The following is a 26,244-nucleotide window of genomic DNA, read 5'->3' on the forward strand; positions in this document are numbered from 1 at the left end:
TACCAATCAACGATAAAATCAGGAAACGCCATGAATCTTCTCCGCACGACATCAACCATGCTGCTGACCGCTCTGGCGCTCGCGGGCCCCGCCGCGCGCGCCGAGATCAAGGGCGACGCCATCCGCATCGGCGTGCTCACCGACATGAACGGCGTGTTCGCGACCGCGATGGGCCCGGGCTCGGTCGAGGCGGCGCGAATGGCGGCGGAGGAGTTCGGCGGCAAGATCAATGGCAAGCCGATCGAGATCTTGCAGGCCGATCACCAGAACAAGCCGGACCTTGCGGCGTCGCTCGCCCGCAAATGGTTTAGCGACGGCGTCCAGGCAATCGCCGACGGCGGCAGCTCCGGCGCGGCACTCGCGGTGCAGGAGTTGGTGCGCGGCAACGGAAAAATCTTCCTCGTCTCCGGCGCCGGCGCCAACCAGCTCACCGACGAAGCCTGTGCACCGACCAGCGTGCAGTGGACCCAGGACGCCTATTCCACCGCGACCGCGGTCGTCTCCGGCATCATGCAGACCAGCAGGGAGCCATGGTTCTTCATCACCGGAGACTATGCCTTCGGCCACTCGATCGAAGCGACCGCACGCGACCGCATCGCGGCGCTCGGCGGCAAGGTTGCCGGCAGCGTGAAGGCGCAGCTCGGCACGCCCGATTACAGCTCGTTCCTGCTCCAGGCGCAGTCGTCGGGCGCCAAGATCCTGGCCATCAACGTCGCCGGCGACAATGCCACCGCGATCAAGCAGGCCGAGGAATTCGGCCTTGCCGCGCAGGGCATGAAGATCGTGCCGATGTCGTTTCAGAACGTCGACATCGAATCGGTCGGGCTGAAAGCCACGCGCGGCGACCTCATCGTCACCTCGTTCTTCGAGGACGTCTCGCCCGCTGCCCGAAAATTCTCGGATGCATTCTATGCGCGGCGCAAGGCGATGCCCTCGCAGATCCAGGCCGGCGTCTATTCCGCCGTCCGTCACTATCTGCAAGCGGTGAAGGACACCGACTCCGACGACAGCACGGTCGTGATGGCCAAGATGAAGGCGACACCGGTGTCGGATGCCTATACCACCAACGGCCGCATCCGCGAGGACCAGCGCATGGTGCACGATCTCTATCTGGTGCAGGTCAAGACGCCGGAGGAATCCAGGGGCCCGTGGGACTTCGTCAAGCTGGTCGCGACGATCCCGCCCGACCAGGCCTTCCGCCCGCTCGACCGCAGCAAATGCAGCCTGGTCGGCAAATAGAGCGTTTTCAAGCGAAGTGGATACCGGGTCGCGTGAAGGAAACGCGTCAGAATAGGAATCAATCTCAGGCCAGATAGCGCGTCAGATAGCCTTCCATCGCGTAGAGCGCGCAGAGCGCGAGGCTCGACCACACCGCGGCGCTGAAATACAGAAACATCCAGGTCAGCTCGCCCTTCCAGTGCGCGATGTCGTGGGTCACCACCCAGCGCGTCGAGACGTCATGCAAGCCCTCGAGCAAGCCGAGGAATTTGTTGCCCTCGACGTGCCCTGCCCGCCAGCGGCTGAGATACATCGGCACGTCGACGGTGACGAGGAAGGCGAGGAAACAGGCGATGCCGACGATGCCGGCGATCAGGGCCCAACGCACCGGCCCCTGGAATTCCGGCATCAGGCGGCACAACGCGATGCCGGCGAGGAAGAAGGTCACCGCCCACAGCGAGTTCTCGATCGCGTTGAAGAGGAAATTGGTCGTCACCACAGCGTACCAGGAGAAGCACTCCGCGATGATGATGATCGGCACGATCACGAGCGCGATGTTCACCGCCGTCTCGGCACCCGTCATCTTGCCAAGCTGATGCAGAATGATGGCCCATTGCGCGGCGAAGCAGACCTCGGCCACGGTGGCGACCGAACGGCCGACGAAGACGCTGGAGAGCCAGGTGTCGAACAGGCAGATGCGCTGCACGTCGGCGCGCGGCAACACGGAGCGGAAGGCGCAGCCGAACACATAGCCGGCGCAGAGCAGGAACATCAGTCCGATGTCGGAGCCGCCACTGATGCTGCCCGCAACCGTCGGGTAGAACTCGCGATACAGCATGAACCAGACGAGAATGTTGGCGCTGCTCACAAGCGTCAGCGACCCCCACCACCACGCGAGGGGATTTGACCGCGCCTGCCACTGCAACATGATGAATCGCTCCGCTGTAATCGACGTGACATCTAGCGGTAGCAATTCTGTCATAATTCAGTAGCAAGGCGCGACAAAAATCTGCGTTATGGCGCTGTCATAATTGACCTTCGCGCTGTCATATTCGCGAAGGCGACTGCTCTCCCAACGCGTTTCCGAGCTCGTTCCGGAGGCCCCTTCGAGGCCCCCGGACAACGCCGCGACTCTATTTCTTCATCGCCGCCACATACGCCGCGAGCTTGTCCAGCGTCTGGTAGCCATATTCGACCGCGCCGAAGCCGATCATGCCGTCGCGCTGCTCGGTGCTCGAGGCCAGTTGCCGCATCATCAGCACCGTCTTGCCGTTCCGCTGCTCGGCAAAGGTGACCGTGAAGCGGAACATGCCGGGATCCTCGTCCTTGTCGGTGCCGTGATCCATCTCCATCAGCGACGGCCGCTCGATGCGGCGAAAGCGCATCCGGTTCGGATAGACCGTGCCGTCGGGACCGATCATGTTGAAGCGCCAGACGCCGCCGACGCGAACGTCGATCTCGAAGGTCTCGATCTTGAAGCCTTTTGGTCCGAACCATTGTGGCAGATGCTTCGGGTCGGACCATGCCTCGAACACCAGATCGCGCGGCGCGTCGATCACGCGCGACATCACGATCTCGCGGTCGAGCGACCATTGCGACAAAGCGGAATTGGCAGAATTCGTCATGACTCGGCACCTTTCTTCTTCGTTGTACGCGACGGCCGCTTGGCGGCCGCCCTCTCCTTCTTCAGCTTCATCACATAGGCCTCGAACCGGTCGAGCCGCGCCTCCCAGATCGCGCGCTGCTGCTGGAACCAGTCTTCCGCGCCGACAAGCGCATCCGGGCTGAGCCGGCAGGTGCGCACCCGGCCGGATTTCTCCGACTGGACCAACCCGCTCGTCTCCAGCACATGAATGTGTTTCATGAAGCTCGGCAGCGCCATGTCGAAGGGGTCGGCGAGTTCGCCGACCGAGGCTTCACCGGCGCACAGCCGCATCACGATCGCCCGCCGCGTGGGATCGGCAAGGGCCGCGAAGATCTGATCGAGTCGGGTTTGTTGGTTAGCCATGAAGCTAACTATATGCCCGTGCGCGGCGGGCGTCAACAATTGTTAGCCATTTGGATAAGTTATATTGGGGGCCGTAGCCCGGATGGAGCGCAGCGCAATCCGGGGTTCTTCGCCCCAAGCAAATGCGGTCCCGGATTACACTTCGCTCCATCCGGGCTACGAAGCCGAGACCCGTCACGCGGAACCCACAACGCGCAATCGTGAATTGGGACCTTGCGCCCTCCCCGCTAAAACAGCGTCGGGGGCGCACAAGCATCAATCATCCGAGCACGTGCCGCCTGTTGTCATGTCATCCCCGATCACCCGGCGAACGCTCGCCCGGGCTGCGCTCATTCCTCTTGCGATCGCGCTTGGCTCGCGCCGCGCATCCGCGGATTCCGACATGATCGCGCAGATGCGCGACATCGTCGCCGCCGAGATCGCGCCGACCGCGACGCCGGATCATCCGGGCGGACTCGCCGCTGCGCTCTACGCCGGCCGGCATGTCGAGTTCTTCAACTATGGCTTTGCCGACGACGCCGCGCGACGACCGGTGACATCGGACTCGCTGTTCAATCTCGCCTCCCTGCGCAAGCCGTTCGAGGCGACGCTGGTCGCGCTCGGGACGCTTCGCGGCGAGCTGCGGCTCGACGATCCCTTGCAAAGATACCTTCCGGAGCTCGATGGAGACTATATCCGTCGCGTCACCGTCGGCGAGCTTGTCACCCACACGTCTGGGCTGCTGCTGCCGACCGACCATCCGCCCTGGCCGAACGTGCAGTTTTCACGCCCGCAATTCATCGAGATGCTCAACGCGTGGAAACCGCAGGCTGGCGAGCAGCCGGGCAAGCAACGCATCTACAGCCATGCCGGCTACGTGCTGCTCCAGCTCGTGCTCGAAAATTGCTACCGGACGCCGATCGCAACGCTATTCGAGCAGCGCATCCTCAAACCGCTCGGCATGAACGCGACCTCTCTGCCGGAGCGCGGCGAGGACAACCGCGCCGTCATGGACGCGGCCTGGATGCAGCGCGTGGTCCAGGGCTATTCGGACCAGGGCATGGCGATCGGCCCGATCGGCAACCAGCAGAGCTATTTCGGTTTCCCCGGTACAGGCCAGATATTTTCGTCTGCGCGGGACCTTTCGACCTTCGTTGCGGCCTGCCTCGACGGCCGCTCGGTCGATCCGCATTTGCACGAGGCGCTGCGGATGACGCAGCGCGAGGCCTTTCGCGTCGACGACAAGTTCGGACAGGGTATGGCCTGGGAGACGGTGCGCCTGCCCGGCGTGACCGTCATCGACAAGCCGGGCGGCCTCAACAACGCCTCCGGCTATCTCGGCCTCGTGCCGGCGCGGCGGATCGGCATCGTGCTGCTCGCCAATCGCGGCGAATATCCGCACGAGATCGCGCGCTACAAGATCCTGCCCGCGCTCGCGCATCTGATCGCATCGCATGGCGGCTGAGCCTCAAAATCAGAAAGCCCCGGCGTGGCCGGGGCTTTCCGCACCTGATCCGAAAACGGGATGAAGCTCAGTACCTGGCGACGACGGGTCCACCGAACTTGTAGTTCAAGCCGACGCGCACGATGTCCGACTTGATGTCCACCGAGTGGGTGTAGACATTGCTCGGGAATGAGATGGCCGGCACGAAGGCAGCAAGGTTGGTGCTGGTCGTGCTGGCGCGGCCGAGATCGACGTGGAGGTATTCGGCCTTGAGCGACCAGCCGCCACCGAACGCATATTCGGTGCCGACGCCCGCGGTCCAGCCGACGCGCGTATCGCGGATCGCCGCAGATTCCGTCGCGGCCGCGAAGGTGTCCGTGAAGTTGAAATTACCCTTCACCTCCGCGATGGCCGCACCGCCCGTGGCGTAGAGCAGCCAGGTCGGAGCGGCGAGGAAGCCGATGCGGCCGCGGATGGTGGCGAGCCAGTCGGCCGAGACGGACGACGACACGGTAAAGCCGGTCGGCGCGCAGCAGGGATAGAGTCCCGAACCGGACGCGCTGCCCTTGAAACCGAAATAGTTGATGTCGCCTTCGAGGCCGAGCACGGCGTGGTTGACCTGCCAGTTGTAGCCCGCGGTGAAGCCGCCGGTGACGCTCGAGCTGTTGAGGCTCTGGGCACCGACTGCGGCGATGGCGGGGACGCTGCTGGTGGCGAAATAGCCGGTCGGCGTCCAGACGGTCGAGGTGGTCGGATCGGCGCTGCCCCACTGCCCGCCGACATTGGCGCCGACATAGAAGCCGGTCCAGTCATAGCCCGGCGCCATCGCCGGCGCCTTGGTGTAACGCGCCGCGAGGTCGGCGGCCTGCACGGAGGCGGTGCCGAGCACGATTGAAGCGACCGCAAGCAAGAACTTGTTCATTCCAGTCTCCATTCCCCCACGCGATTGATCTCGCGTTTTCGATGCGCGCAGGCGGGAGCCATCCGGCGCAGAAGGGGAATAGGCGGAGCACCACCCGCGCGTCTCGGCCTGTCGCGCAGTTCGTAGGGACTGTGACGTAATCAGTGACTTATCGCGCAAGTCCCGTGACGAGTGTGACCCAGGCGCCACGCATCGCCCTGCTCGCGGTGACGCGCGCCGCAAAGCAGCGGCGCGTCACGACAAAGCGCGGGCGAATCTACGCGCGGTCTCAGACCGAGCGCGTCAGTCCGCCGTCGACACGGATGTTCTGGCCGGTGATGTACGCCGCGCCGTCGGACGCCAGGAACGAGATCGTCGCGGCGATCTCCTCGACCTTGCCGTAGCGCTGCATCGGTACGCTGTCGCGGCGCGCGTCTTGCTGCGGCAGGCTGTCGATCCAGCCCGGCAGCACGTTGTTCATGCGGATATTATCGGCGGCATAGGTGTCGGTGAAGATCTTTGTGAAGGCGGCAAGGCCGGCGCGGAACACCGCGGAGGTCGGGAACATCGCGCTCGGCTCGAACGCCCAGGCGGTCGAGATGTTGACGATGGCGCCGGCCTTCTGCGCCTGCATCACCGGCGTCACCAGCCGGGTCGGACGGATCACGTTGAGCAGATAGGTGTCGAGGCCGGTGTGCCACTGCTCGTCGGTGATCTCCGTGATCGGCGCGCGCGGCCCGTGGCCCGCGCTGTTGACGAGCACGTCGATGCGTCCCCATTTGGCCAGCGCGCCGTCGACGAGGCGCTTCAGGTCGTCGTTCGACTTGTTGGAGCCGGTGACGCCGAGGCCGCCGAGCTCGGCCGCCAGCGCCTCGCCCTTGCCGGAGGACGACAGGATCGCGACGCGGAAGCCGTCCGCCGCCAGCCGCCGCGCAGCCCCTGCCCCCATGCCGCTGCCGCCGGCGGTGACGAGTGCGACCTTCTCTGCTGCCATGACCGTTATCCTTGCGATGGAGTTGAGGCGAGCCGCAGGCCCGGCCTATCATGGGGCCTTCTACCGCCAGACCTGTCGGCTGGTCCACCGCCCGAAGGCATCCGTCATGAGCGAATTGCAGATCCGCAACCTGCGCCCGGAGGAGATCTCCCTCGCCATCGACTGGGCCGCGGCCGAAGGCTGGAATCCGGGCCTGTCGGATGCCGCCTGTTTCGCGGTTCCCGACGCGCAAGGCTTCTTCGTCGGCGAGATCGACGGCGTGCCGGTCGCGACCGTGTCCTGCGTCAATTATGATGACCGCTTCGCCTTCCTCGGCTTCTACATCGTGCGCGCCGACCTTCGCGGCGCAGGCCACGGCCTGCGCATCTGGAACGCGGCGATTGCGCATGCGCGCCCTCGCGTGATCGGGCTCGATGGCGTTGTCGCACAGCAGGACAATTACAAAAAGTCCGGCTTCCAGCTTGCCTATGCCAACATCCGCTATGGCGGCACGATAGCCGCGCCACCGGCGCCTGCCGGTGTTGTCGCGCTCGACAAAGTCCCGCTTGCGCTTGTGGAAGCGGACGATGCCACGGTCTTTCCCGCCGCGCGCAGCGCCTTCCTGCGCGCCTGGATCAACACACAAGGCCATCTCGGCCGCGCACTGATGCGCGGCGGCAGGCTCGCCGCATGGGGCGTGATCCGGCCGTGCCGGACCGGCTGCAAGATCGGCCCGCTCGTCGCCGACGATCGCGCGGCGGCGGAAACGATCATGCAGGCGCTGCTGGCAAGCGCTGGCGGCGGCGACATCTTCCTCGATGTCCCCGCTGTCAATGGCGAGGCGCTCGCGCTCGCGGAAGGACTCGACCTCAAGCCGGTGTTCGAGACGGCGCGCATGTACACGGGGCCGATCCCGCCGCTGCGGATCGACCGCGTCTTCGGCGTGACCAGCTTTGAACTCGGCTAGCTCAGTAGCAGCGCATGATGTTGACGGTGTGCTCGCCGCCGCCGCGGCCGGGCACCGTCACCTGCTCGGTCGGGCAGCTCGGCACATAGGGCCGGTCGGACGGCACCACGTTGGGCGGGAAGCGATGCGCCCAGTCCCAGGGAACGTCATAGGTGTAGGTGTAGCGCACGTCGTTCGAGGGCGGCTGTGCGGGATCGACGAAAGGCTGGCTGTACGTCGCACCGTCGTAGAAGAATCCGCCTCCGCCAGGCCAGTAGACGAAGGGATTGTTGCGACGGTGGAAGCGCGCCCCTGGCGCGATCGGCGGACGCGCAGCGGCCGGCGGCACGGCAGCACCGACCATGCCGTGCGGCCCGGCACCGCCAGGCCTGGCAAAACTGTCGCTGGGGCTGAGGAGCAGCGCGGCTGCGCTGAGCGAGGCAAATAGCGCCGCAAGGGATGATCTGGACATCATGATACGCACCAACTCGTTTGGCTTCGCGATAGCTCCCCGCTGCACGCTAGGCCGGGCCGTCGGCCTGCCGCAAACGTATTATTAATTATTGGTTAAGACACGGGATTAACGCGGAACAGGGTGCGGCAAGACGCCCTGTTTGGCCGGCGGTTTCAATCGCTTCGTTCCCCGAAATGCCATTCATAACGAGTTGATCGGAGTTGATCGCTCCCGCCGGATACGTCCGGAACGCCACCTTGGCGCGGTCGTTGGCCCGGACAAGAAAGCAAGGAGCATCTCATGCAGAACACGTCAAAACTCCTCTGCCTGATCACGGCATCACTCGTGGCCGGCACGGCCGCGGCATCGGCGCAGGGCTACGACTGGAACGGGCCGCGGGCCGGCTGGGACCGCACTGCGCCCGCCTATCAACCCGTTCAACCGCGCGCGTACTACCCGGATGCCGCCGGGCCGTATGGCCCGCTCAACGGCAGCAACCATCCGGCCCCGAGCTCGACGCAAGGCGACGTCGGCCCTGACGGCAACAACAACGGCACGCTGACCGGCCACTATCGCTGGTAGCCTCACCTGCAACAAGGCCCGTCGTCCTTGCGAGGACGGCGGGCCTTTTGTGTGTCAATGCTCCTGCAGCTGCTTGCGCAGCCACTCGAGCATGTCCTGCGTATTTCCGGTGCCCTGGGTCACGACGGCGGTGTTTCCGCCGCTGCGGCGGTAGACCGTGGTGCGCCCGGGCTCCTTCTCGATCCTGACCTCGGCCTGCGCCGGATCGCCGCTTTGCGTGATGACCGAGGTCCCGTTCTCGTCCTGCACCACCGTGGTGTGACCGTCGGCAGCGCCGGCCGGCGCCGCTGCGATCACGCTCATGAGTCCTATTCCGGATGCCAGTAAGAGCAATCTCATGTCACGCCTCCATCATCGACCGAACTGGAAGATCGCCAGCCAGTTGAAACGTCCGAACTGCCTCACCGCTCCCGTGTTCATGTCGCCGATCTGAAGCAGGAGCGCATTGGTTGAATTGCCGATCTGGGTGATGTCGGCGATGTTGCTGAGGCCGGACTGGCCGACCGCTACGTTGGTGGTGCCGCCCACCTGGATCACATTGGCATAGTTGCGCGTGCCGTTCTGGATGATGGTCGCATCCACCGTTCCCGTCCCGCCGAACTGGATCACCCGGGCGATATTGATCTGGCTGTTCTCCTCGATCGTGACCGGCTGAAGGTCGTTGCCGAATTGCACGATCGTGTCGATCCTGACGTTCCGGTCCGTCACGCTGCGCAGCACGGATGCGGCCGGCGCCTGCGTCGCCGCGCCGAGGGTGGCCAGCAACGCCGCCGCAGCCAGAACCCGTTTCAAGATCTCTCTGCCACACCGCATCGCGCTTCCCCGTTTGTACCCGGCGCCGATGAGTTCGCGCGCGATTTACGGACCGGTCTGGACGACCGTCGAATGGTTGACCGCGCTGAACTGCATCACCGTGCCCGTGTTCATGGCGCCGAGCTGCACCACCAGACTGGTCGCCGACTGACCGGCCTGGCCGACGAAGGCGAAATTGTTCGTCCCGGCCTGCCCGACCGATGCCGAATTCGTCCCGCCGAATTGCAGCACGCCGGTGGCATTGTTGATGCCGTTCTGGGTCACTGTCGCGCTGGTGCTGCCGCCGATCATGAACACGCCCGCCATGTTGAGCTGACTGTTCTGGTTCAGCACCACCGGCGGTCCTCCGACCGACACGATGGTCTTGATGTCGGCGGTCTGGGCGCCGGCTGATCCGGCGCCGGCCAGGCACAGAGCGAGCATCACGGCGCCCGCGCTTCGCAAAGGATGTGTCATGACGTGCCTCACCACTTTCCGAATTGCTCACGGGGTCTGCTGAAGAATCGTCGAACCGTTCAGGATTCCGAGCTGCCCGACGCCGGCCGTGTTGTTCGCGCCGATCTGGCCGATCAGGCTCGAATTGGAGCCGCCGACCTGGCCGGCCAGCGCGATATTGGACGCCGTCGCGGTGGTGCCGCCCTGCCCGATCACCGAGGTGTTGACGGTCAGGAGCGAGCCCGTCTGCAAGTGGGTCGCCGTATTGGTCGCGCCGAACTGCAGCGTCGTGGCGCTGTTGCTGGTGGACCCGCTTTGCGAGATGAAGGAGTTGTTGGTCGTGCCGAACTGCAGCACGCTCGCCGAGTTGCCGGCCTCTGCATCGACGGCAGTCAGCGCACCGAGCGCCGCGACCATCGCAACGAGATAGGTGATCCGCATGTCATTTCCTCCAGAATGGCCCGGACGCACCGCAACTGGGTGCGCCCGGCCGAACGGTACGTGGGTCAGTGCGCCGTCTGCGAGACGGTGCTGCCGTTGACGCCGAACAGGCTGAACTGGCCGACGGCGGCGGCGTTGTTCTGGAGCGCGGGAGGCCCGAACGAGTTCTGGGTGATCGAGCTGCCGTTGTTGCCGAACGCGACCTGGCCGGTGGCCGCGGTGTTCTGCACGCCGATCTGGTTGACCGTGCTGGCGTTGTTGAGCGAGGCCGAGCTGGTTCCCTGCATCGTGGTCGCACTGTTCACGAGGCCAAGCTGGCTGGTCGACGAGGTGTCATTGGTGAGACCTTGCTGCGAAACGCTCGAGCCGTTCACGAGGCCGACCTGCACCGTGGTCGAGGTGTTGGCGGCCTGCGCCGCGGAAGACAGGGCGAGCACGGCAACGGAAGCAAAAAACAATTTACGCATGGAGTATTCCTTTCGGGCCAAGTTGTTTGACTGGGTTCGGATGCCGGTCCTGAATGCGACTGACATCGTGGGAATACTCTGAACTGATCATGTGCCGCGCGACAGACTGCAGTTCATGCTAGTCGGTACGGACTAGACGTTGCGCGATGCATCCGCCCGCAAACCGCACGATGCGCTTCTACCCCGCGCCGGCGCGCGGCGCCCCCGCTTCGCGTCCCATGCTGTCGATCAGCCGCACCACCTCGACCGGCGACCGCAGCTCGAGCTTTCGCATCATCCGGGCGCGATGGACCTTCGCCGTCACCTCGCTCACGCCAAGCCTTGCCGCGATCTGCTTGGCGACGAGCCCCTCGGCCATCAGCATCATGATCTCGCGCTCGCGGCTCGTCAGCGTCTCGACGCGTTGCCGGGCGTCGCGGACGGCGTCCTCGCGCTCCATCCGCCTGCGGTCGCGCTCGATGCCGTGCCTGATCGCGTCGAGCAGCTCCTGCTCGCGAAAGGGCTTCGGCAGAAACTCGACCGCGCCGCGTTTCATCGCCTCGACCGAGACACGGACGTCCGAGTAGCCGCTGATGAAGACGATCGGAATCAACACGCCCGTCTCGACGAGCCGGCGCTGCAGTTCGAGACCGGTCGGCGATGTCCCGGGAAAGCGAACGTCGAGCACGAGGCACGAGGGTCCGCCGGAAAGACTCTCGGCGAGAAACTCGTTGGTCGACGCGAACAACTTCACCTGGTGACCGGTCTCCTCGCAGAGACTTCCAATCGCATTTCGAATCTGAACTTCGTCATCAATGACATAAACTGTGGCTTGACCTGAACTCATTCCAACAAACTCCCCGGCTTGGGGCTCGATGAGCGGCAACGAGCCATCCATTCTTCCTGCAAGCGATAACAAGGTACTTGGATGAATTCGCGGGAATCGAACGATCGGCGTCCGTCCGCCGGTTCGACGTCTTAGGGCCAATGCGCGCCGGAAGCGAGTGAAGGCGTTCACACATCGGGCTTCGTGATTGCAGGGAATCTCGCCGCGCCACAGGCGGCATCATTGCGAGGCGCGTTATCGCGAATATGACGATCCGGTATCGTGGCCGCAGCGTCGCCAACTGCGTCATGGCATTGCTACCCATGTGCCGAGCTGAACGCCAGCCACCGGCAACGTCAGCCGGATCATACGGGACGTTCAGTCAGCTTATCGAGTTCGATACCGCGCGCATCGTATCGATACGACGGGTATGCATTTTCGGCAAATCACGAAACGTCGCACCCCGCGGACTTTACTTCTGGATGATGCTGCGCACCCGACCGTCGCCCCGGCGAGGACGACATACTGACATTCGATACTACCTTAGATGATTTACAACCATAGCGAGCTTGCCACTTTTTCCCGATTCCCCGAAGTCATTTCAATCAGGCGAGTTTGGATATGCGATTTGTGCCAGCAATTGCCTTGCTCGGAACTGCGTGCAGCCTAACTGCGATCTACATCACAGGGCCGGCCGTCATCGCCGGCGCCGCCGGGAGCGCGGCAGACAAGGCGGCTCGCGCCTATGACCAGACCAGGCGGCTGCTCGTGCCCGGCGTCCGCGAGCCCTCGACCTTCGGGTCGGATGCGCCCGTGTTCCGCTATGCCGCGATCCAGCGCGGCAGCATCGAGCAGACCGTCACCGTCACCGGTGCCCTGCAGCCGGTCAAGACGATCGAGGTCGGTTCCCAGCTTTCCGGGCAGCTCGCCCGCGTCTATGTCGACTTCAACGACACCGTCGCCAGGGACCAGCCGCTCGCGCTGATCGATCCGCGCAGCTTCGCGGCCAAGGTCGACGAAGCCAGGGCTTCGCTCGCGGTCGCCAATTCCCTGGTCGACATCGCGCGCGCCAAGCTCGATCGCGCCAGGATCGATCTGCAAAACGCCAAAGGCAGCCGCGACGTGCTCGCCGCCAAGCTCGAGAGCGCCCAGGCGGTCAAGACCTCGGCGCAGAAGACCTTGCAGCGCAAGCTGGCGCTGCAGTCGCAAAACGTGGTCGCAACGACGACGGTCGACGACGCCCAGACCGAGTTCACCGCACGTCTCGCCCAGGAGCGCGAGGCGGAGGTCCTAATGTCTCTCAATTCCTACTCGGTGGATGGCGCGCAGGCCGATGTCCGCCGCATCGAAGCCGAGCTGCAACAGGCCCGCATGGCGGTACCGGAGAAGGCGGCCGTTCTCGCCGCGGCCCAGGCCGATCTCGATCGCACCGTGATCCGCTCGCCGATCGACGGCGTCGTCGTCGGCAGGTTCGTCAACGAGGGCCAGACGCTCGCGGTCGGCCTGGAATCGCGCACCACCTTCGTGGTCGCCCACCGCCTCGAAGACATGGAGATTCATGCGCAGGTCGATGAAGCCGATATCGGGCGCATCGCGCCCGGCCAACGCGCCCATTTCACGGTCGATGCCTACCCTGACCGCCGCTTCGAGGCCGTGGTGCGGCAGGTGCGCAAGGCGCCGCAGACCCAGCAGCACGTCGTCACCTACACCGTCGTGCTGTCGACCTCCAATCTCGACGGCGCGCTGCTGCCCGGCATGACGGCGCTGGTGAAGATCGTGATCGAACGGCAGGACGACGTGCTGAAGGTGCCGCTCGCGGCGCTCCGGTTCCAGCCGTCCGGCGCGCGGCCGGACTCAGGCAGCGCGCATAGCGGCGTGTGGGTGCGGACCGCCAGCGGCGCACTCCAGCGCATCGCGGTGACGGTCGGCGCGGCCGGCACCGAGCAGGTCGCGCTCAAGAGCGGCGATCTCGTCGAGGGCAGCCAGGTCGCCGTCGGCCAGGCGATCCGGCCGGCGGGCATGGAGTTCCTCGGAATCAGGTTCGGATCATGACTGCCCTGCCCCTCATCAGCCTCCGCTCCGTGTCCAGGACCTATCGCACCGACGGAATAGCAGTGACCGCGGTACGCAACGTCAGCTTCGACATCGCGCAGGGCGAGATCGTCGCCGTGATGGGACCGTCGGGCTCGGGCAAGTCGACGCTGATGAACATGATCGGGCTGCTCGACCTGCCGAGCGAGGGCGCGGTCCATCTGGAGGGCGCCAATGTCGCCGAGCTCTCGGAAGACCGCCGCTCGTCGCTGCGCGCCCGCAGCATCGGCTTCGTGTTCCAGTCCTACAATCTGCTCGCGCGCCACAATGCGATCGAGAACGTCGCGCTGCCGCTGGTCTATTGCGGCGTCAGTCGCGCGGAACGTCTGGCCCGCGCCGAGCGGAGCCTTCAGGCCGTCGGCATGCTGCACCGGGCCCATCACTTCCCGCGGCAGCTCTCCGGCGGCGAGCAGCAGCGCGTCGCGATCGCACGCGCGCTGATCGCCTCCCCGCTGATCGTGCTCGCCGACGAGCCGACCGGCGCGCTCGACAGCCGGACCGGCGCCGAGATCCTGGCATTGTTCGCAGCCCTCAACCGGACCGGCCAGACCATCGTGATGATCACGCATGATCCCGGCATCGCGACGCAGTGCCGGCGCACGATCCGCCTGCATGACGGCGAGCTCGTCAGCGACGAGACGGTAGCGGAGCTGCTGCCGAGACGGAGTGTGGCGTCATGACGATGCTCCAGGGGTTTCAGATCGCCTTGCACGCCCTGCGCCTCAACCCGCTGCGCAGCTTCCTCACCATGCTCGGCATCGTGATCGGCGTCGCCTCCATCGTGACCGTGTTCGCGATCGGCTCCGGCGCGCAGCTCCGCCTGCAGGAACAGATCCGCTCGATCGGCGCCAATGTGCTGATGATCACCCCGGGCGCCGTCTACCAGGGCGGCGTGCGCCTCAAGGACGGCAGCAAGCTGACGATGACCGAGGGCGACGTTCAGGCCATCCTCGAGCAGATTCCGGAAATTCAGGCCGCCGCCGGCTCGCTTGCCGGGACGGCGCAGGTCATCCACGAGGGCAAGAACTGGAACACCACCATCAATGGCACCACCACCGGTCACTTCATGGTGCGCGACTGGCAACTCGCCTCCGGGCGCTATTTTTCCGGCGCGGAAGAGTCGGGTGCCGGCAAGGTCGTGATCCTCGGCAGCACGGTCGCGCGCGAGCTGTTCGCGCCGGGCGATGACCCCATCGGCGCGCAGATCAGGATTATGAAGGTGCCGCTCGAGGTGGTCGGCGTGCTCGATCGCAAGGGCCCGGCGCAGGACGACGTCGCCTTCGTGCCGCTCAGCACGGCCAAGCTGCGCTTCCTCGGCAGCGCGAGCAACATCAACCGGGATTCGGTCGCCTACATCATCGCCAAGGTGGCCGCGGACGGTCAGATGGCGGGCGCGCGAGCGGAGATCGAAAGCCTGCTGCGGCAGCGGCACCGCATCCCGGCCGGCCAGGAGGACGACTTCAAGGTCCAGGATCCTGCCGCCGCGATGGAAGCGCAGCAGGGCGCGATCCGCACCGTGGCGCTCCTGCTCGTCGCCATCGCCTCGGTCTCGCTGCTCGTCGGCGGCATCAGCATCATGAACGTGATGATCGTGTCCGTCACCGAGCGCACGCGGGAGATCGGAATCCGCCGCGCGCTCGGCGGACGGATGCGGGACATCCGTCTGCAGTTTCTCTGCGAGGCCCTCGTGCTCTGCCTGCTCGGCGGCGCCATCGGCGTCGCCGGCGGCATCACGCTCTCGATGACGGTCGCCCGCATGGCCGGATGGGTCACCTCGATCGACGGCGAGGCGATCGGCCTTGCCCTCGCCTTCTCGATCGCGACCGGTCTCATCTTCGGGTTTTATCCTGCCCACAAGGCGTCCAGGCTCAGCCCGATCGAGGCGCTCAAGACGGAGTAGGACGATGCCGGGGGCGGCCACATCCACGAGAAGACCAGGGAGGAGCCAGTCATGAGTCCGGATCCGAAGGATTCGATCACGCCGACACCGCGCGAGCGTGAGCTGATGATGCTGATCGCGCGGGGGCTGCAGAACAAGAACATCGCCTACGAGCTCAAGATCTCGGAGAACACGGTGCGGGCGCATATCGGCAACATCATGCGCAAATACCGCCTCCAGAACCGGACCCAGATCGCGATCATCTATGCGCTCAAGACAGCCCCGCTTTCGCTGCGGCGCGATCTCACCAGGAACGGGGCAGGTCCGCCAACGGTCAAGCCGGCACAGGCGCTGGCGCAGACTCCGCGGCTGCCGACCGCGCCGGAATAACCACAACCCCTTGTGCAGCCCGTCGGGCAAAACACCCAAGTCCGCGGTCAAGACAGCAGCATCGAAATAATTCTCTTTATTCGAATTCGGTTTTTTGTTAGATATTTCTCACTCCGGCCCAAGGAAGAGGGGCGTATCGCGATCGTCACGAACGCGGGCCGGGCGGCGGTGGACGCGGATGGCGTTGGCGCGAACGGGTTTGCAGGGCGGGAGACCGTGAGCGAAGTCGTCGCGCACACGACCGGTGCCATCAGCGTACGGCAAAATCGTGTGGTCCTGACGCCCGGGGTCTGTGCGTCAAGTCTTGCGGTGATGTCGCGGCCCGACCGGGTCCGCGCATCAGTCATCCGAAGGCGACGGGGGCAATAGTGCATCGCTCCCCGGGGAGATCACGACATAAGCCGTAAAACCACTGCGCAGGGAAGGCCGGGATGTCCTGGCTTCACCTGTATGCCGCTGTGCAGATTTTCTGACTGCAACTTCGCACAGTGGACCGCGGGTGCCAGCCGGCTACCGGCCTTCCCTGCGCCCTCTTTCATGTGGGGGTGAGACGACGGCAGCAAAGCTCGGGCGAAATGCGCCGCGAGGATGCGAAGGTGTGTCTGCAATGAAGATGCGAATTGAAGAAGCGACGCTGTCGCCACACACTCCGTCATTGCGAGGAGCCCTTGCGACGAAGCAATCCAGACTGTCTCCGCAGAGGCATTCTGGATTGCTTCGCTGCGCTCGCAATGACGGCGTTGGGGCAGGTGAACAAGATATCTCCCCACCGTCGTCCTGGCGAAAGCCAGGACCCATTACCCCGGTCAGCGTTGCCGACGCGCGATGTGGCCTCCAGCGTTCGCAAAACAAAATTCGGTGGCTATGGGTCCTGGCTTTCGTCAGGACGACATTGAGAGTGCGGCGACATCGCCGTCATCGCCCGCGCATAAAGCAAAGCTGTCATAGTCTCTAACGCGCACTAACCAACACCTGACTTAAAACTGTCATAATCGCTGAATGGAACCCGCATCTGCGCCCTTTTTACACGCCATTAAGTGCATCTGCATTGGATGCGCCGGGATAGTGCGTTGGGGACTACGATGACTGCCGCGAAGAAGATGCCGGGAAAACCGGCCGCCGAAATGTTCGACGACATCCCGGTGCTTCAGCGCAAATGGCGTGCCGCGTTGAAGCCGGGTGAGCGGCTGCCGCGCTACGAGGACGTGATGCTCGGCAGCCTCGGACGGCTCGCCGACCACATCGCGCTCTTGAAGAATGACGGCGCGCTCGAACTGTCGCGCAGCGGCCGTTACGTGCAGAAATGGCTCGGCGAGGAGCGCTGGGACATTCCGGTCGCCGAGCTCTCGCCCGACTGTGCCACGGCTTTGTCGGAAGCGGCGGCGAGCGCGCTGGCGAACGGCCGGCCGCACCAAGCGAGCGCGCATTGCGTGCGCGACGGCATGGTCCGGACCTACGATGTGCTGGCGCTGCCGACCGCCTCGCGCTGGGGCGCCACGCTGATCGGCGCCTATGTCAACGAGCGCGGTGCGCAGTACAATCTGCTCGACGCGATCTTCTCCGCGACCGACGATGCGGTGATCTCGCTGGTGACGCTGCGCGATGCTTCAGGCAAGCCGTTCGAATTCCAGATCGTGCACCACAACAAGAGCGCGGGCGTCCTGCTGGAGGCCGCAGGCGCGAGCCTGTTGTGGCGCCGGATCGGCGAGGGCGGCACGCTGCTGGCATCGCCCGATATCATGGAATTCCTGCTCAGGACCGTCTCCGGCGGCCGCGGCGAACAGCTCGAGATCGAGCACGAGGACCGCCATCTCCGCCTCAGCGCCACTGCCTTCGCCGACGTGGTCTCGCTGACGATCTCCGACGTCACCGCCCTGAAGCGGCGCGATGCCTCGTTCCGCCTGCTGTTCGACAACAACCCGATGCCGATGTGGGTGTTCGACGCCGAGAGCAAGGAGTTTCTCAGCGTCAACGACGCCGCAGTCCAGCATTACGGCTACAGCCGCGCCACATTCCTGCGCATGAAGCTGCACGAGATCTGGCCGCAGGACGAGTGGGACAGTCACGCCGAGGCGCTCGAACGCGTCGGCGACACCTATCACTCCTCGCGCAACTGGCGGCATCTGCGCGCCGACGGCAGTGAGATCGAGGTGCTCACCTTCGGCCGCCGCGTCGCTTTCGACGATCGCGACGGCTATCTGGTCGCCGTGGTAGACATCACCGAGCGGCGCAAGGCCGAGGCACGCATCGCCCACATGGCGCATCATGACGGGCTCACCGACCTGCCGAACCGCGAATATTTCCAGGAGCGGTTGAAGCAGGCGCTGGACCAGGCCGGCGGCAAGCGCGTCGGTGTGCTCTATATCGACCTCGACCTGTTCAAGAACATCAACGATTCCTTCGGGCATCCATCCGGCGATCGCCTGCTCAAGGAGGTTGCGGAGCGCCTGACCACCGCGGTTCGCGGCGCCAATCTCGCGGCCCGGCTCGGCGGCGACGAGTTCGCCGTGATCCTGGCCGCGGACGTGTCGCCGAACGAGGCCAGTGCCTGCGCGAGCCTGCTGATCGACATGCTGAAGGCGCCCTATGAGATCGACGGGCAGGAGATGGTGATCGGCGCCAGCATCGGCATCGCGCTGTCGCCCGGCGACGGCACGACGTCGGAAGAATTGATGCGCAACGCCGATATGGCGCTGTACCGGGCGAAGTCGGACGGCGGCGGCGTGCATCATTTCTTCGAGCGCGAGATGGACCTGCAGGCGCAGAAGCGTCGCGACATGGAGCTCGATCTGCGCCGGGCGTTCGCCAATGGCGAGTTCGAGCTGCACTATCAGCCGCTGGTGTCGATCGCCTCCGACCGCATCTCCGGCTTCGAGTCGCTGTTGCGCTGGCGTCACCCCGACAAGGGCATGATCTCGCCTGCCGAATTCATTCCGGTCGCCGAAGACATCGGCCTGATCACGCAGCTCGGCGAATGGGTGCTGCGCGAGGCCTGCGCCGAGGCGGTGAAATGGCCTGTCGACGTCAAGGTCGCCGTCAACCTGTCGCCGGCGCAATTCCGCAGCCGCAACCTGGTCCAGGTGGTGATCTCGGCCCTGGCGCAGTCCGGCCTGTCGCCGAAGCGGCTCGAGCTCGAGATCACCGAGTCGATCTTCCTGGCCGAGACCGATGCCAATCTCGCGACCTTGCATCAGCTGCGCGAGCTCGGTGTCAGCATCTCCATGGATGATTTCGGCACCGGCTATTCCAGCCTCAGCTATCTCCGCAGCTTCCCGTTCGACAAGATCAAGATCGACCGCTCCTTCGTGAAGGATTTGGCGCAGCGGCCCGATTGCGGGGCGATCGTGCGCGCGATCTCCGGGCTCGGCCGCAGCCTCAACATCACCACGACCGCGGAGGGCGTCGAGACCGAAGATCAGCTCGACTGGCTGCGCGCCGAAGGCTGCAACGAGGTGCAGGGATTTCTGTTCAGCGCGGCGCGGCCCGCCGCCGAGATCGCAACATTGCTGGCCGAGTTCGGCCAGCGCGCCTCACGGGCGGCGTAGCGCCTCGGGGAAGCAGTCGTAGACCAGCGCCTTGAACGCGGGCGTGATGCGGCTGCGCTCGTTCTGGGTCTGCTGCATCATCAGGTAGACCATGTCGAGCTTGGGATCGACGCCGAAATAGGTGCCGCTGCCGCTGTCCCATTTCAACTCGCCGAGCGAGCCCGGCGGCGGCGGTTTTGCGTTGCCGGGATCGGTGCGCACCGCAAGGCCATAGCCATAGCCGAAGCCGTCGCCGGGAAAATAGAAATAGTCGCGTCCGACACCGGAGCCCGGCCCGACGTGATCGGTCGTCATCGCCTTGAAGGCGGCCGGGCTCAGATAGCGCTTGCCCTCGAACTCGCCGCCGTTGAGCAGCATCTGCGAGAAGCGCTGATAGTCGGTGATGGTCGAGAGCAGGCCGCCGCCGCCGGACTGCCATTCGGGATGATCGAGCCGGTCGCGCTCGCCGGCAAGCAGGATGAAATCGCTCGGCAGCGGCCGCGCCATCCGCGCCAGCTCGTCTTCGGTCGCCAGTGCGAATTTGGTGCTGCTCATCCCGAGCGGATCGAGGACGCGCTGCTTGAGGAAGTCGTACAGCGTCTGGCCCGAGATGATCTCGATGACGGCGCTGAGCACGTCGGTGGAATGGCCATAGCGCCACAGCGTTCCCGGCTGCCGCGCCAGCGGCAGTTTTGCGATGCGATCGGCGAATTCCCTGTTGTTGAACTGGCCCTCGAAAATATTGGCGGCCTTGTAGGCCTGCTCGACCCATTTGCCGCCGATATAATCGTAGCTGATGCCCGAGGTGTGCCGCAGCAGATCCTCGATGTTGACGGGGCGGACCGGCGGCACGAGGTCGAGCTCCAGTTTGCCGTCCGGCTTGGTGATCTCGATGCCCACCTTGGTGTCGGCAAAGAGCGGGACGTATTTCGACGCGGGATCGGTCAGCGCGAGCTTGCCCTCGTCGATCAGCATCATCGCGCCGAGGCACGTGATCGGCTTGGTCATCGAGTGGATGGCGAAGATGGTGTCGGTCGTCATGGCGAGGCCGGTCCTGGTGTCGCGCACGCCGAAAGTCTTGAGGTAGACCGGCTTGCCGTGCTGCTGCACCAGGATCACGGCGCCCGGCAGCCGGCCGCTTCCCACCTCGTTGTCGAAATAGGCGGTGATGCGCTCGAGCCCCTCGGGCGAGGGGGCAGGGATGTCCGCTGCGCGGCTTCGCGCCATCGTGCCGGCGAGCAGTGCGGCTCCGACCAGAAATTCACGACGCTTCATCCGGGCTTCCTCCCTCGGCGGGATCAAAGCCGGAAGATGCCGAAGGCGTCAACAAGCCATCGATTAAAATCGCGTCACGATTTCCGAAACGAACGGTCGCGGACGGTCCTCGCTGGGCTTCGTCCGCGTACCCGATAAGGCGCCGCTTCTCGTCCGGCTCGAGGCCGTATGGCGCGATTGGGCGGTTTCGCCTACATGGCACGAACGCTCGCGAGGAATTTATCGACCTGAATTTCCAGCTCGGATGCATTCCTGGCGAGGCTGCCGGAGGCGGTCAGAACATTCCCCGCTGCGTCGCTGGTTTCGCCGACGGCCTGATTGGTGCTGCTGATGTTGGTCGTCACCTCCTTGGTGGCCGCGGCCTGCTCTTCCACGGCACTCGCGATTGCCGTGCTGATCTCGCTGATCCGGTTGATGGTCTGGGAAATCGCCTTCAGCGCCCCGGCTGTGTTGCCCGTCGCGGATTGCATCTCGTTGATCTGGGCGCCGATGTCCTCCGTCGCCTTGGCGGTCTGACTAGCAAGTGCCTTCACCTCCGATGCGACGACGGCGAAACCCCGGCCGGCCTCGCCAGCGCGGGCGGATTCGATCGTCGCATTGAGTGCGAGGAGGTTGGTCTGACCGGCAATCTGGCTGATAAGCGCCACCACGTCGCCGATCTTCTGGGCCATTGTCACGAGGCCGGAGACCAGTCGATCGGACTTTTCGGCCTCCTCGACCGCGGCCCTTGCGACCTTGCTCGCCTCGGCGACTTGCCTGCTGATCTCGTTGACGGAGGAGCTGAGCTGCTCGGAAGCCGATGCCGCCCCCGCGGACCGCTGGCTGACAAATTCGGCGGTGGAGGACAGCGACTGCGCGGTTGCCTGCATCTCGGAAGAGGCGGAGGCCAGTGTGCCCACGAGGCTCTTCACATCTCGTTCAAAGTCATCCGCAAGCCGCACATTGGCCGTGACGACCGACCAGTTGAGCATCGCTCCGGTGTAGCTGCCTTTCCTGTCGAACAGGGGCGAAACGCGCAGGTCGAGCGTCTCCGGTCCCAGCTTGATCTTGGCCGCGTGGGGCAGACGGGTCGGGTCGCCGACGATACGGCGCTGGTGTTGTGGGTTCTTGTGGAAGATGTCGAATGACTTGCCGACGAGTTCGTCCGGGGCGACCGGAAGCAGGTGCCTCAAAGGCGCGAGAGTCTTGACGCTGGTCTTGTTGACGTAGGTGATATTGAAATCGGTGTCGCACATCATGATATTGAGCGGCATGTTGTCGAGCATCTGCAATTGCCGTTCGGTCTCGGCTTCGAGCTTGGCCTTCTCGGTCGCAAGCTCCCAGGTCAGCATCGGGCCGGTATAGCGGCCGCGCGCATCGATCATGGCGGTCACGGTGAGATCGAGCGTCTCGCCGCCGATCGTGATGCGGGCGCGGTGCGGGAGGTTTTTCGGATCGGACAGAAGTCGGCGCTGGTGCTGCGGGTTCTTGTGGAAGATGTCGATCGATTGGCCGATCAGGGCGTCGACTTTGACGGGCAGCACGTGTTCGATTTTCTTGAGGTTGTTCCTGGTCGATTCGTTCACATAAACGATCTTGAAATCGGTCATCTCGCAGATCATGACGCTGATCGGCATCCGGTCCAGCAGACCAAACGAACTGTCAGATTTGAAACGGGAAAGCATGCTAAGACCCCCAATTGAGAATGTTTAAAGTTAAGATGGCATCGGGCCAGGACTGGCCCATTTCCGAAACGCGGAATGACTCAAACGCAACTTGCTACAATGATCGCGCGATCCCCTGAGTGGATTGCGCCAACTGGACTAATTGACGAGCACCGCCCCGTCGCATCGCACGCCGGAAACCCATACGTCCGCTTGCCCGATTCCGACGCCGAGTGCGGCAAGTGTGGATGCGAGTATCTGGTCGATCGAGCCCGTGGCGCCGGAGAGGATATTGGCGACCGTCGAGCCGGCGCCGGGCAGCGGCAGCGCGAGGGGACCGGTCGTGACTGTCAAGCTCATGTCCCTGAGCAGGCTCGACATCAGCGAAGAGGTGAAATTTGTCGTTGTGACCGTCTTGATTGTCTGTGCCTGAATGTCGGCGTAGCTGAAGTCGACCTGCCTTGCCGTGGTATTGCTGATTTCAGCATGAGCGCGGCCGTTGATGGTTACGCCGGATATGTTGACCAATGTGGCGGGCGGAGGATTGGGCTTGGTCCTGAAATTGTTCATGTCGGCCATCGAAACGTTGCCGACCCAGGCGTCGACGACGCCGGGTGTGACGCCGAGCGTAACAGTCGAACTGCTGATATCCGGCCGTCCGCAGGAGATGCCGGACAGCGTCGCTGTACCCGGTGCGACCTCGACATAAATCGGCAGATTGACGGAAGGAACGCCGCCGCTGCCGGCGAGCTGGATCGTGATCAGGACGCGCGTCTGAGCCGTGTGGACGCTTGCGCCCTGCGCGCCGACGGCGAACCAGCCCGAGCCCACGGGATGTTCACCGACCGTGGCGACCACGGAAACCTGCGCGATCCCCGGCAGGTTGAGATTCACGCTCGTTGCGATCTGATGATCTCCATTTGCAACGGCGGCGGTGCCGGCCAGCAAGCTCAAAAGCGAAAGGCTGACTCCGACCTTCGGCTTCTGGCCAATTGCGAGGCTGCCGTAAGGTCCAAGATCCAGTATCGACCCTGGAGCAATCCGGGCCGACTGTCCCGATATGGCTTGGGCGATGCTCGACAAGGTGATCGTGGCCGCGTTGTTGCCATTGGCGTTCTGTTGTGTCGTCAGCATTGCCGCAATGAGATCGGCCATCTTGACGTTGCTGGTCAGGACATTGTCGTAGGTCGGGCCAGTCACATTGGCCCGCGTGGCGACGGCCGAGAGGAAATCGAGCGCGTCGATGCGCGCGTTCGCGAGTGCCTGATAGTCCATGGCCGTAAGTGAAAGGCTTGTGCCCAGCATTGATCCAAGCACGGCGTTGATCAGCCCGCCGTTTACCGCGAGGAGACGTGAGCCGATCGCGAATGAAGCGAGGGCCGTGCTCGATGCCGTTGCCGTCGTCCTGATCGTGTATTGGCTCGAACCGGTGATGTAATGGGCGAAATAGAGCGGTGTCTTCGTTTCGAGGGTGACCCGTGCGGCCGTCGGCGTTCCGGTTGCCGGCGTCACGAAGCGCTTGTCCGGCGCTACGGCAGCGTTGGCCGTGTAATTTCCAAGCTCGACGCCGACCAGCGCGTTCGCCGGATAGTTGTTGCGCACGACAGTCGCTGAGGCGGCATTGGTCGCGTTGTTCAAATTGCCGGCAGCGACGATTGCTGCAAGGTCCGTTGCGCTCTGGGCCTTGCGCCTGTCGGCGAAGATCGCGCCGAGATCCACGCCAAGCGCGGCGAAGCCGATGACGATGGTCATTACGACCGCTCCCATGATCGCAACGTTGCCACGATCGTCGGAGGCAAACCGGCGCACGGGGCGCTGTGCCAATTTCATCTTAGAACCCTCCGTAGGGAATCGCGGCGGAGCGAACGATCGTGGAGGAGGGGGCCGGTGCGAGCGGAAGCGCGAAGACGATGCTGCCAGACGCATCATATGTCACGGTCACCACATACACGTTCGCGGAGTTGCTCGATGGAGCGGCGCTGACGACAATTTTGCCTGGATCCAGCAGCGGGTAGGTCGAGGCGTTTGCGGAGACGTAGCCGGTTGCGATCGTGTTGCGCTCGCCGTCGGAGATGCCGGCAACCGAGGAGCGGGCGGCTTCCGCGGCAAGCTGCTGGACCCCGTGAACCATCGTCAGATAGCCGCCGAAAATCACGATTCCGAACAGCATCAATAAAAAGAGCGGCGTAATCAGCGCGAATTCGACGGCGGAAGCGCCGCGCAGGCAGAGCACGAATCGAAGCATGTCGGACCTCAACCCTTTGTTGTGGCTGAGGATGCGGGCATGCTCGTTACAGCTTGTTGTATGGATCGTTCCGTAAACTTGCGGGTTCCATTGCGACCTTTGGGCCTCAAAAAATTTATAGGGCTATAGAAAGCTTGTTTTAGATCAACACTTCTGGGTTGTAGGGTGATTCTAACGGAGACAACCTGCGGTTAAGTATTTTTAAAGGAGATTAATTAAATGAATCAACGCAAGGGGTACGTAAATATTCCTACGGAAATCGTGCGTACCGCGATTGCGATCTCCGAGACCGGGAGCCTGTCGAAGGCCGGTGAACTGTTGGGCCTGAGCCAGCCGGCGATCAGTTCACAGATGAAGAGGCTTCAGAATTTGGTGGGCGGACCGTTGTTTGAGCGGACCTCAACCGGTACGGCCCTCAGCGATCTCGGCAGGATTGCCCTGCAACAAGCCAGGCGCATGATCGAGGCGAATGACCAGTTACTGAGACTGTCCGGCAATACCGATCGTTCGCAGCCGGTCAGGCTGGGGCTCAATTCGCTCTTCGCGACCGATTTCTTCAAGGCGCAACAATCTGCCGGCAGTCTTTCCGCATTTTCGTCCAGGTCGATCAGTCAGGCAATCTCGCTAAAGCCTTGATCGAGGGATATCTCGACATTGCCTGCATGTTTGATCAGCAGCGCATGGATGGCGATGTACGCCAAATGATCGTGGCGGGAATTGAAGAGCCGCTCGTCTGGGTCAGGGCGAAGCAGTTCGTGGTGAGTCCGGGATCTCCCATTCCGATCCTGACGTGGCCTGGCGATGATTGGATGGTGCGAACGCTCGAACGTCACGAGATTTCATACAAGATCGTCTTCAACAGCCCCGATTTCGAGGTCAAGCTGCGAGCGGTGGAAGCCGGTATGGGATTCACCGCCGTGCCGGCCAGCAAGGTGCCCGGCACGGTGGTCGTCGCCAAGGACTATTATCTCCCTGAGTTGCCGACCATACGCCGAATTATGTGCGTTCGAGCAAGTCTCGGCAACGCGCGTGTGGCTGAACTCACGAAGCAGCTCGCATCATTGTTCTTCGAGCCGAAGTGAGACTTCAGCTCCGGAGGCGCGAGCTTTCCGGGCTTAGAACCTGGTCACGATATCGGACAGAGCGGGGCGCGGACGGTCCTCGCTGGGCTTGGTCGGCGTGCCGATATGGACAAAGCCGGCGAGCTTTTCGTCCGGCTTGAGGCCGAGGCCGTCAAGCACGTCGCGATCGAACGCGAACCAGCCGGTCAGCCAGCAGGCGCCATAGCCGAGCGCGGTCGCAGCGGTGACGATGTTCATGGCGCTGGCGCCCGCCGACAATTCCTGCTCGAAGGCCGGCACCTTCGGATGCGGCTTGGTGAAGCTGACGATGCCGATCACCAGCGGCGCGTCCATGAGGCGCTTGCGCTCGGTCTCGACGTCGGCGGCCGGCGCGCCGGGATTCTTGCGGGCAAACACCTTCGCGATCACCTCGCCGGCGCGCTGGCGGGCGTCGCCCTCGAAGATGATGAAACGCCAGGGCGTGAGCTTGCCGTGATCAGGCACGCGCGCGCCGATGGTGAGGATCGTCTCGAGCTCGGCCGCCGACGGGCCGGGTCCGGTCATCTCGCGCGGCTTGACCGAGCGGCGGGTCTTCAGGAGTTCGATGGCGTCGGGCACGGGAGGCTCTCTCATGGGTTCGGTTTGAGCCTCGCATTAGCATGCGACGCCC

The 26,244-nt window shown here is 64.1% G+C and carries 28 protein-coding genes; 11 read left to right on the plus strand and 17 right to left on the minus strand.

Annotation, left to right across the window (positions count from 1 at the left end; translation table 11 throughout):
• Nucleotides 1–30: 30 nt before the first annotated feature.
• Nucleotides 31–1,239 (plus strand): ABC transporter substrate-binding protein, encoded by a 1,209-nt coding sequence (locus JQ592_RS08580; protein ID WP_211402400.1) that lies wholly within the window; start codon nucleotides 31–33, stop codon nucleotides 1,237–1,239.
• A gap of 64 nt (nucleotides 1,240–1,303) precedes the next feature.
• Here JQ592_RS08580 and JQ592_RS08585 read toward each other — a convergent pair whose 3' ends face one another.
• From JQ592_RS08585 to JQ592_RS08595, 3 genes are all read right to left on the minus strand, one after another.
• Nucleotides 1,304–2,146 carry a hypothetical protein gene (locus JQ592_RS08585; RefSeq protein WP_211402401.1) on the minus strand — a complete coding sequence of 281 codons (843 nt, stop codon included), beginning with the start codon at nucleotides 2,144–2,146 and terminating at the stop codon, nucleotides 1,304–1,306.
• 205 nt (nucleotides 2,147–2,351) lie between these two features.
• The gene (locus JQ592_RS08590) at nucleotides 2,352–2,843 is read right to left on the minus strand and encodes an SRPBCC family protein (RefSeq protein WP_211402402.1); all 492 of its coding nucleotides are present in this window, start codon (nucleotides 2,841–2,843) and stop codon (nucleotides 2,352–2,354) included.
• Nucleotides 2,840–3,226: an ArsR/SmtB family transcription factor gene (locus JQ592_RS08595; RefSeq protein ID WP_211402551.1), complete on the minus strand. Its 387-nt coding sequence runs from the start codon at nucleotides 3,224–3,226 to the stop codon at nucleotides 2,840–2,842. Before JQ592_RS08595 ends, JQ592_RS08590 begins: the two co-directional genes overlap by 4 nt.
• 382 nt (nucleotides 3,227–3,608) lie before the next feature.
• Between JQ592_RS08595 and JQ592_RS08600 the strand changes: the two genes are divergently transcribed.
• On the plus strand, nucleotides 3,609–4,670 hold the full coding sequence (locus JQ592_RS08600) for a serine hydrolase (RefSeq protein ID WP_211402403.1): 1,062 nt from the start codon (nucleotides 3,609–3,611) through the stop codon (nucleotides 4,668–4,670).
• A gap of 67 nt (nucleotides 4,671–4,737) precedes the next feature.
• Here the strand turns inward: JQ592_RS08600 and JQ592_RS08605 are convergent, their stop codons facing one another.
• Both JQ592_RS08605 and JQ592_RS08610 read right to left on the minus strand, forming a co-directional pair.
• Complete coding sequence (locus JQ592_RS08605; protein WP_211402404.1) at nucleotides 4,738–5,571, minus strand: outer membrane protein; 834 nt, start codon at nucleotides 5,569–5,571, stop codon at nucleotides 4,738–4,740.
• Nucleotides 5,572–5,839: 268 nt separating this feature from the next.
• Nucleotides 5,840–6,544, minus strand: coding sequence for an SDR family oxidoreductase (locus JQ592_RS08610; protein WP_211402405.1), 705 nt, complete (start codon nucleotides 6,542–6,544; stop codon nucleotides 5,840–5,842).
• 106 nt (nucleotides 6,545–6,650) lie between these two features.
• On the opposite strand from JQ592_RS08610, the gene JQ592_RS08615 reads away from it, so the two are divergent.
• Entirely contained in the window at nucleotides 6,651–7,490 is an 840-nt protein-coding gene (locus JQ592_RS08615) for a GNAT family N-acetyltransferase (protein WP_211402406.1), read from the plus strand.
• A 1-nt stretch (nucleotide 7,491) separates the two neighbouring features.
• Here the strand turns inward: JQ592_RS08615 and JQ592_RS08620 are convergent, their stop codons facing one another.
• On the minus strand, nucleotides 7,492–7,944 hold the full coding sequence (locus tag JQ592_RS08620; protein WP_211402407.1) for a hypothetical protein: 453 nt from the start codon (nucleotides 7,942–7,944) through the stop codon (nucleotides 7,492–7,494).
• A 279-nt stretch (nucleotides 7,945–8,223) separates the two neighbouring features.
• On the opposite strand from JQ592_RS08620, the gene JQ592_RS08625 reads away from it, so the two are divergent.
• On the plus strand, nucleotides 8,224–8,505 hold the full coding sequence (locus JQ592_RS08625) for a hypothetical protein (protein ID WP_211402408.1): 282 nt from the start codon (nucleotides 8,224–8,226) through the stop codon (nucleotides 8,503–8,505).
• A gap of 54 nt (nucleotides 8,506–8,559) precedes the next feature.
• On the opposite strand, the gene JQ592_RS08630 is transcribed toward JQ592_RS08625, so the two are convergent.
• The 6 genes from JQ592_RS08630 to JQ592_RS08655 all read right to left on the minus strand — a co-directional run bounded on the left by JQ592_RS08630 (nucleotide 8,560) and on the right by JQ592_RS08655 (nucleotide 11,487).
• Nucleotides 8,560–8,844, minus strand: coding sequence for a hypothetical protein (locus JQ592_RS08630; RefSeq protein WP_211402409.1), 285 nt, complete (start codon nucleotides 8,842–8,844; stop codon nucleotides 8,560–8,562).
• 12 nt (nucleotides 8,845–8,856) lie between these two features.
• Nucleotides 8,857–9,297, minus strand: a complete 441-nt coding sequence (locus JQ592_RS08635; protein WP_283816106.1) for a curlin — start codon at nucleotides 9,295–9,297, stop codon at nucleotides 8,857–8,859.
• 66 nt (nucleotides 9,298–9,363) lie between these two features.
• On the minus strand, nucleotides 9,364–9,774 hold the full coding sequence (locus tag JQ592_RS08640; RefSeq protein WP_211402411.1) for a curlin: 411 nt from the start codon (nucleotides 9,772–9,774) through the stop codon (nucleotides 9,364–9,366).
• Nucleotides 9,775–9,801: 27 nt separating this feature from the next.
• Nucleotides 9,802–10,194 carry a curlin gene (locus tag JQ592_RS08645; RefSeq protein WP_211402412.1) on the minus strand — a complete coding sequence of 131 codons (393 nt, stop codon included), beginning with the start codon at nucleotides 10,192–10,194 and terminating at the stop codon, nucleotides 9,802–9,804.
• Nucleotides 10,195–10,259: 65 nt separating this feature from the next.
• Nucleotides 10,260–10,661 (minus strand): curlin subunit CsgB, encoded by a 402-nt coding sequence (locus JQ592_RS08650; RefSeq protein WP_211402413.1) that lies wholly within the window; start codon nucleotides 10,659–10,661, stop codon nucleotides 10,260–10,262.
• Nucleotides 10,662–10,839: 178 nt separating this feature from the next.
• Nucleotides 10,840–11,487 (minus strand): response regulator transcription factor, encoded by a 648-nt coding sequence (locus JQ592_RS08655; RefSeq protein ID WP_211402414.1) that lies wholly within the window; start codon nucleotides 11,485–11,487, stop codon nucleotides 10,840–10,842.
• Nucleotides 11,488–12,087: 600 nt separating this feature from the next.
• Between JQ592_RS08655 and JQ592_RS08660 the strand changes: the two genes are divergently transcribed.
• The 5 genes from JQ592_RS08660 to JQ592_RS08680 all read left to right on the plus strand — a co-directional run bounded on the left by JQ592_RS08660 (nucleotide 12,088) and on the right by JQ592_RS08680 (nucleotide 19,371).
• Nucleotides 12,088–13,518, plus strand: coding sequence for an efflux RND transporter periplasmic adaptor subunit (locus JQ592_RS08660; protein WP_211402415.1), 1,431 nt, complete (start codon nucleotides 12,088–12,090; stop codon nucleotides 13,516–13,518).
• On the plus strand, nucleotides 13,515–14,237 hold the full coding sequence (locus JQ592_RS08665; RefSeq protein ID WP_211402416.1) for an ABC transporter ATP-binding protein: 723 nt from the start codon (nucleotides 13,515–13,517) through the stop codon (nucleotides 14,235–14,237). The genes JQ592_RS08660 and JQ592_RS08665 overlap by 4 nt, the downstream gene beginning before the upstream one ends.
• Nucleotides 14,234–15,457 (plus strand): ABC transporter permease, encoded by a 1,224-nt coding sequence (locus JQ592_RS08670; protein ID WP_183245108.1) that lies wholly within the window; start codon nucleotides 14,234–14,236, stop codon nucleotides 15,455–15,457. The genes JQ592_RS08665 and JQ592_RS08670 overlap by 4 nt, the downstream gene beginning before the upstream one ends.
• 51 nt (nucleotides 15,458–15,508) lie before the next feature.
• The gene (locus JQ592_RS08675) at nucleotides 15,509–15,826 is read left to right on the plus strand and encodes a response regulator transcription factor (protein ID WP_211402417.1); all 318 of its coding nucleotides are present in this window, start codon (nucleotides 15,509–15,511) and stop codon (nucleotides 15,824–15,826) included.
• Nucleotides 15,827–16,908: 1,082 nt separating this feature from the next.
• Nucleotides 16,909–19,371, plus strand: coding sequence for a putative bifunctional diguanylate cyclase/phosphodiesterase (locus JQ592_RS08680; RefSeq protein ID WP_211402418.1), 2,463 nt, complete (start codon nucleotides 16,909–16,911; stop codon nucleotides 19,369–19,371).
• Here JQ592_RS08680 and JQ592_RS08685 read toward each other — a convergent pair.
• The 4 genes from JQ592_RS08685 to JQ592_RS08700 form a co-directional block, all read right to left on the minus strand.
• Nucleotides 19,357–20,625, minus strand: a complete 1,269-nt coding sequence (locus tag JQ592_RS08685) for a serine hydrolase domain-containing protein (protein ID WP_211402419.1) — start codon at nucleotides 20,623–20,625, stop codon at nucleotides 19,357–19,359. The two genes, JQ592_RS08680 and JQ592_RS08685, sit on opposite strands and share 15 nt — an antisense overlap.
• A gap of 191 nt (nucleotides 20,626–20,816) precedes the next feature.
• Nucleotides 20,817–22,289, minus strand: coding sequence for a methyl-accepting chemotaxis protein (locus JQ592_RS08690; RefSeq protein ID WP_211402420.1), 1,473 nt, complete (start codon nucleotides 22,287–22,289; stop codon nucleotides 20,817–20,819).
• Between the two features lie 138 nt (nucleotides 22,290–22,427).
• Nucleotides 22,428–24,197: a pilus assembly protein TadG-related protein gene (locus JQ592_RS08695; protein ID WP_349630452.1), complete on the minus strand. Its 1,770-nt coding sequence runs from the start codon at nucleotides 24,195–24,197 to the stop codon at nucleotides 22,428–22,430.
• Nucleotides 24,100–24,513: a TadE/TadG family type IV pilus assembly protein gene (locus JQ592_RS08700; protein WP_211402421.1), complete on the minus strand. Its 414-nt coding sequence runs from the start codon at nucleotides 24,511–24,513 to the stop codon at nucleotides 24,100–24,102. Before JQ592_RS08700 ends, JQ592_RS08695 begins: the two co-directional genes overlap by 98 nt.
• Before the next feature lie 219 nt (nucleotides 24,514–24,732).
• Between JQ592_RS08700 and JQ592_RS38220 the strand changes: the two genes are divergently transcribed.
• Together JQ592_RS38220 and JQ592_RS38225 are read left to right on the plus strand one after the other, a co-directional pair.
• Complete coding sequence (locus JQ592_RS38220; protein WP_246820247.1) at nucleotides 24,733–25,149, plus strand: LysR family transcriptional regulator; 417 nt, start codon at nucleotides 24,733–24,735, stop codon at nucleotides 25,147–25,149.
• Nucleotides 25,146–25,595, plus strand: coding sequence for a hypothetical protein (locus JQ592_RS38225; RefSeq protein ID WP_246820248.1), 450 nt, complete (start codon nucleotides 25,146–25,148; stop codon nucleotides 25,593–25,595). Before JQ592_RS38220 ends, JQ592_RS38225 begins: the two co-directional genes overlap by 4 nt.
• Before the next feature lie 33 nt (nucleotides 25,596–25,628).
• Here JQ592_RS38225 and JQ592_RS08710 read toward each other — a convergent pair whose 3' ends face one another.
• The gene (locus JQ592_RS08710) at nucleotides 25,629–26,192 is read right to left on the minus strand and encodes a nitroreductase family protein (RefSeq protein ID WP_211402422.1); all 564 of its coding nucleotides are present in this window, start codon (nucleotides 26,190–26,192) and stop codon (nucleotides 25,629–25,631) included.
• Between the last annotated feature and the right edge of the window lie 52 nt (nucleotides 26,193–26,244).

The sequence above is a fragment of the Bradyrhizobium iriomotense genome, from assembly GCF_018129405.1.
Lineage (GTDB): Bacteria > Pseudomonadota > Alphaproteobacteria > Rhizobiales > Xanthobacteraceae > Bradyrhizobium > Bradyrhizobium iriomotense_B.

Excerpts from the sequence above, each read along its gene's own strand:
- JQ592_RS08580 (WP_211402400.1), top strand. The coding sequence starts at position 31 with ATGAATCTTCTCCGCACGACATCAACCATGCTGCTGACCGCTCTGGCG.
- JQ592_RS08585 (WP_211402401.1), bottom strand. The coding sequence starts at position 2,146 with ATGTTGCAGTGGCAGGCGCGGTCAAATCCCCTCGCGTGGTGGTGGGGG.
- JQ592_RS08590 (WP_211402402.1), bottom strand. The coding sequence starts at position 2,843 with ATGACGAATTCTGCCAATTCCGCTTTGTCGCAATGGTCGCTCGACCGC.
- JQ592_RS08595 (WP_211402551.1), bottom strand. The coding sequence starts at position 3,226 with ATGGCTAACCAACAAACCCGACTCGATCAGATCTTCGCGGCCCTTGCC.
- JQ592_RS08600 (WP_211402403.1), top strand. The coding sequence starts at position 3,609 with ATGATCGCGCAGATGCGCGACATCGTCGCCGCCGAGATCGCGCCGACC.
- JQ592_RS08605 (WP_211402404.1), bottom strand. The coding sequence starts at position 5,571 with ATGAACAAGTTCTTGCTTGCGGTCGCTTCAATCGTGCTCGGCACCGCC.
- JQ592_RS08610 (WP_211402405.1), bottom strand. The coding sequence starts at position 6,544 with ATGGCAGCAGAGAAGGTCGCACTCGTCACCGCCGGCGGCAGCGGCATG.
- JQ592_RS08615 (WP_211402406.1), top strand. The coding sequence starts at position 6,651 with ATGAGCGAATTGCAGATCCGCAACCTGCGCCCGGAGGAGATCTCCCTC.
- JQ592_RS08620 (WP_211402407.1), bottom strand. The coding sequence starts at position 7,944 with ATGATGTCCAGATCATCCCTTGCGGCGCTATTTGCCTCGCTCAGCGCA.
- JQ592_RS08625 (WP_211402408.1), top strand. The coding sequence starts at position 8,224 with ATGCAGAACACGTCAAAACTCCTCTGCCTGATCACGGCATCACTCGTG.
- JQ592_RS08630 (WP_211402409.1), bottom strand. The coding sequence starts at position 8,844 with ATGAGATTGCTCTTACTGGCATCCGGAATAGGACTCATGAGCGTGATC.
- JQ592_RS08640 (WP_211402411.1), bottom strand. The coding sequence starts at position 9,774 with ATGACACATCCTTTGCGAAGCGCGGGCGCCGTGATGCTCGCTCTGTGC.
- JQ592_RS08645 (WP_211402412.1), bottom strand. The coding sequence starts at position 10,194 with ATGCGGATCACCTATCTCGTTGCGATGGTCGCGGCGCTCGGTGCGCTG.
- JQ592_RS08650 (WP_211402413.1), bottom strand. The coding sequence starts at position 10,661 with ATGCGTAAATTGTTTTTTGCTTCCGTTGCCGTGCTCGCCCTGTCTTCC.
- JQ592_RS08655 (WP_211402414.1), bottom strand. The coding sequence starts at position 11,487 with ATGAGTTCAGGTCAAGCCACAGTTTATGTCATTGATGACGAAGTTCAG.
- JQ592_RS08660 (WP_211402415.1), top strand. The coding sequence starts at position 12,088 with ATGCGATTTGTGCCAGCAATTGCCTTGCTCGGAACTGCGTGCAGCCTA.
- JQ592_RS08665 (WP_211402416.1), top strand. The coding sequence starts at position 13,515 with ATGACTGCCCTGCCCCTCATCAGCCTCCGCTCCGTGTCCAGGACCTAT.
- JQ592_RS08670 (WP_183245108.1), top strand. The coding sequence starts at position 14,234 with ATGACGATGCTCCAGGGGTTTCAGATCGCCTTGCACGCCCTGCGCCTC.
- JQ592_RS08675 (WP_211402417.1), top strand. The coding sequence starts at position 15,509 with ATGAGTCCGGATCCGAAGGATTCGATCACGCCGACACCGCGCGAGCGT.
- JQ592_RS08680 (WP_211402418.1), top strand. The coding sequence starts at position 16,909 with ATGACTGCCGCGAAGAAGATGCCGGGAAAACCGGCCGCCGAAATGTTC.
- JQ592_RS08685 (WP_211402419.1), bottom strand. The coding sequence starts at position 20,625 with ATGAAGCGTCGTGAATTTCTGGTCGGAGCCGCACTGCTCGCCGGCACG.
- JQ592_RS08690 (WP_211402420.1), bottom strand. The coding sequence starts at position 22,289 with ATGCTTTCCCGTTTCAAATCTGACAGTTCGTTTGGTCTGCTGGACCGG.
- JQ592_RS08695 (WP_349630452.1), bottom strand. The coding sequence starts at position 24,197 with ATGATGCGTCTGGCAGCATCGTCTTCGCGCTTCCGCTCGCACCGGCCC.
- JQ592_RS08700 (WP_211402421.1), bottom strand. The coding sequence starts at position 24,513 with ATGCTTCGATTCGTGCTCTGCCTGCGCGGCGCTTCCGCCGTCGAATTC.
- JQ592_RS38220 (WP_246820247.1), top strand. The coding sequence starts at position 24,733 with ATGAATCAACGCAAGGGGTACGTAAATATTCCTACGGAAATCGTGCGT.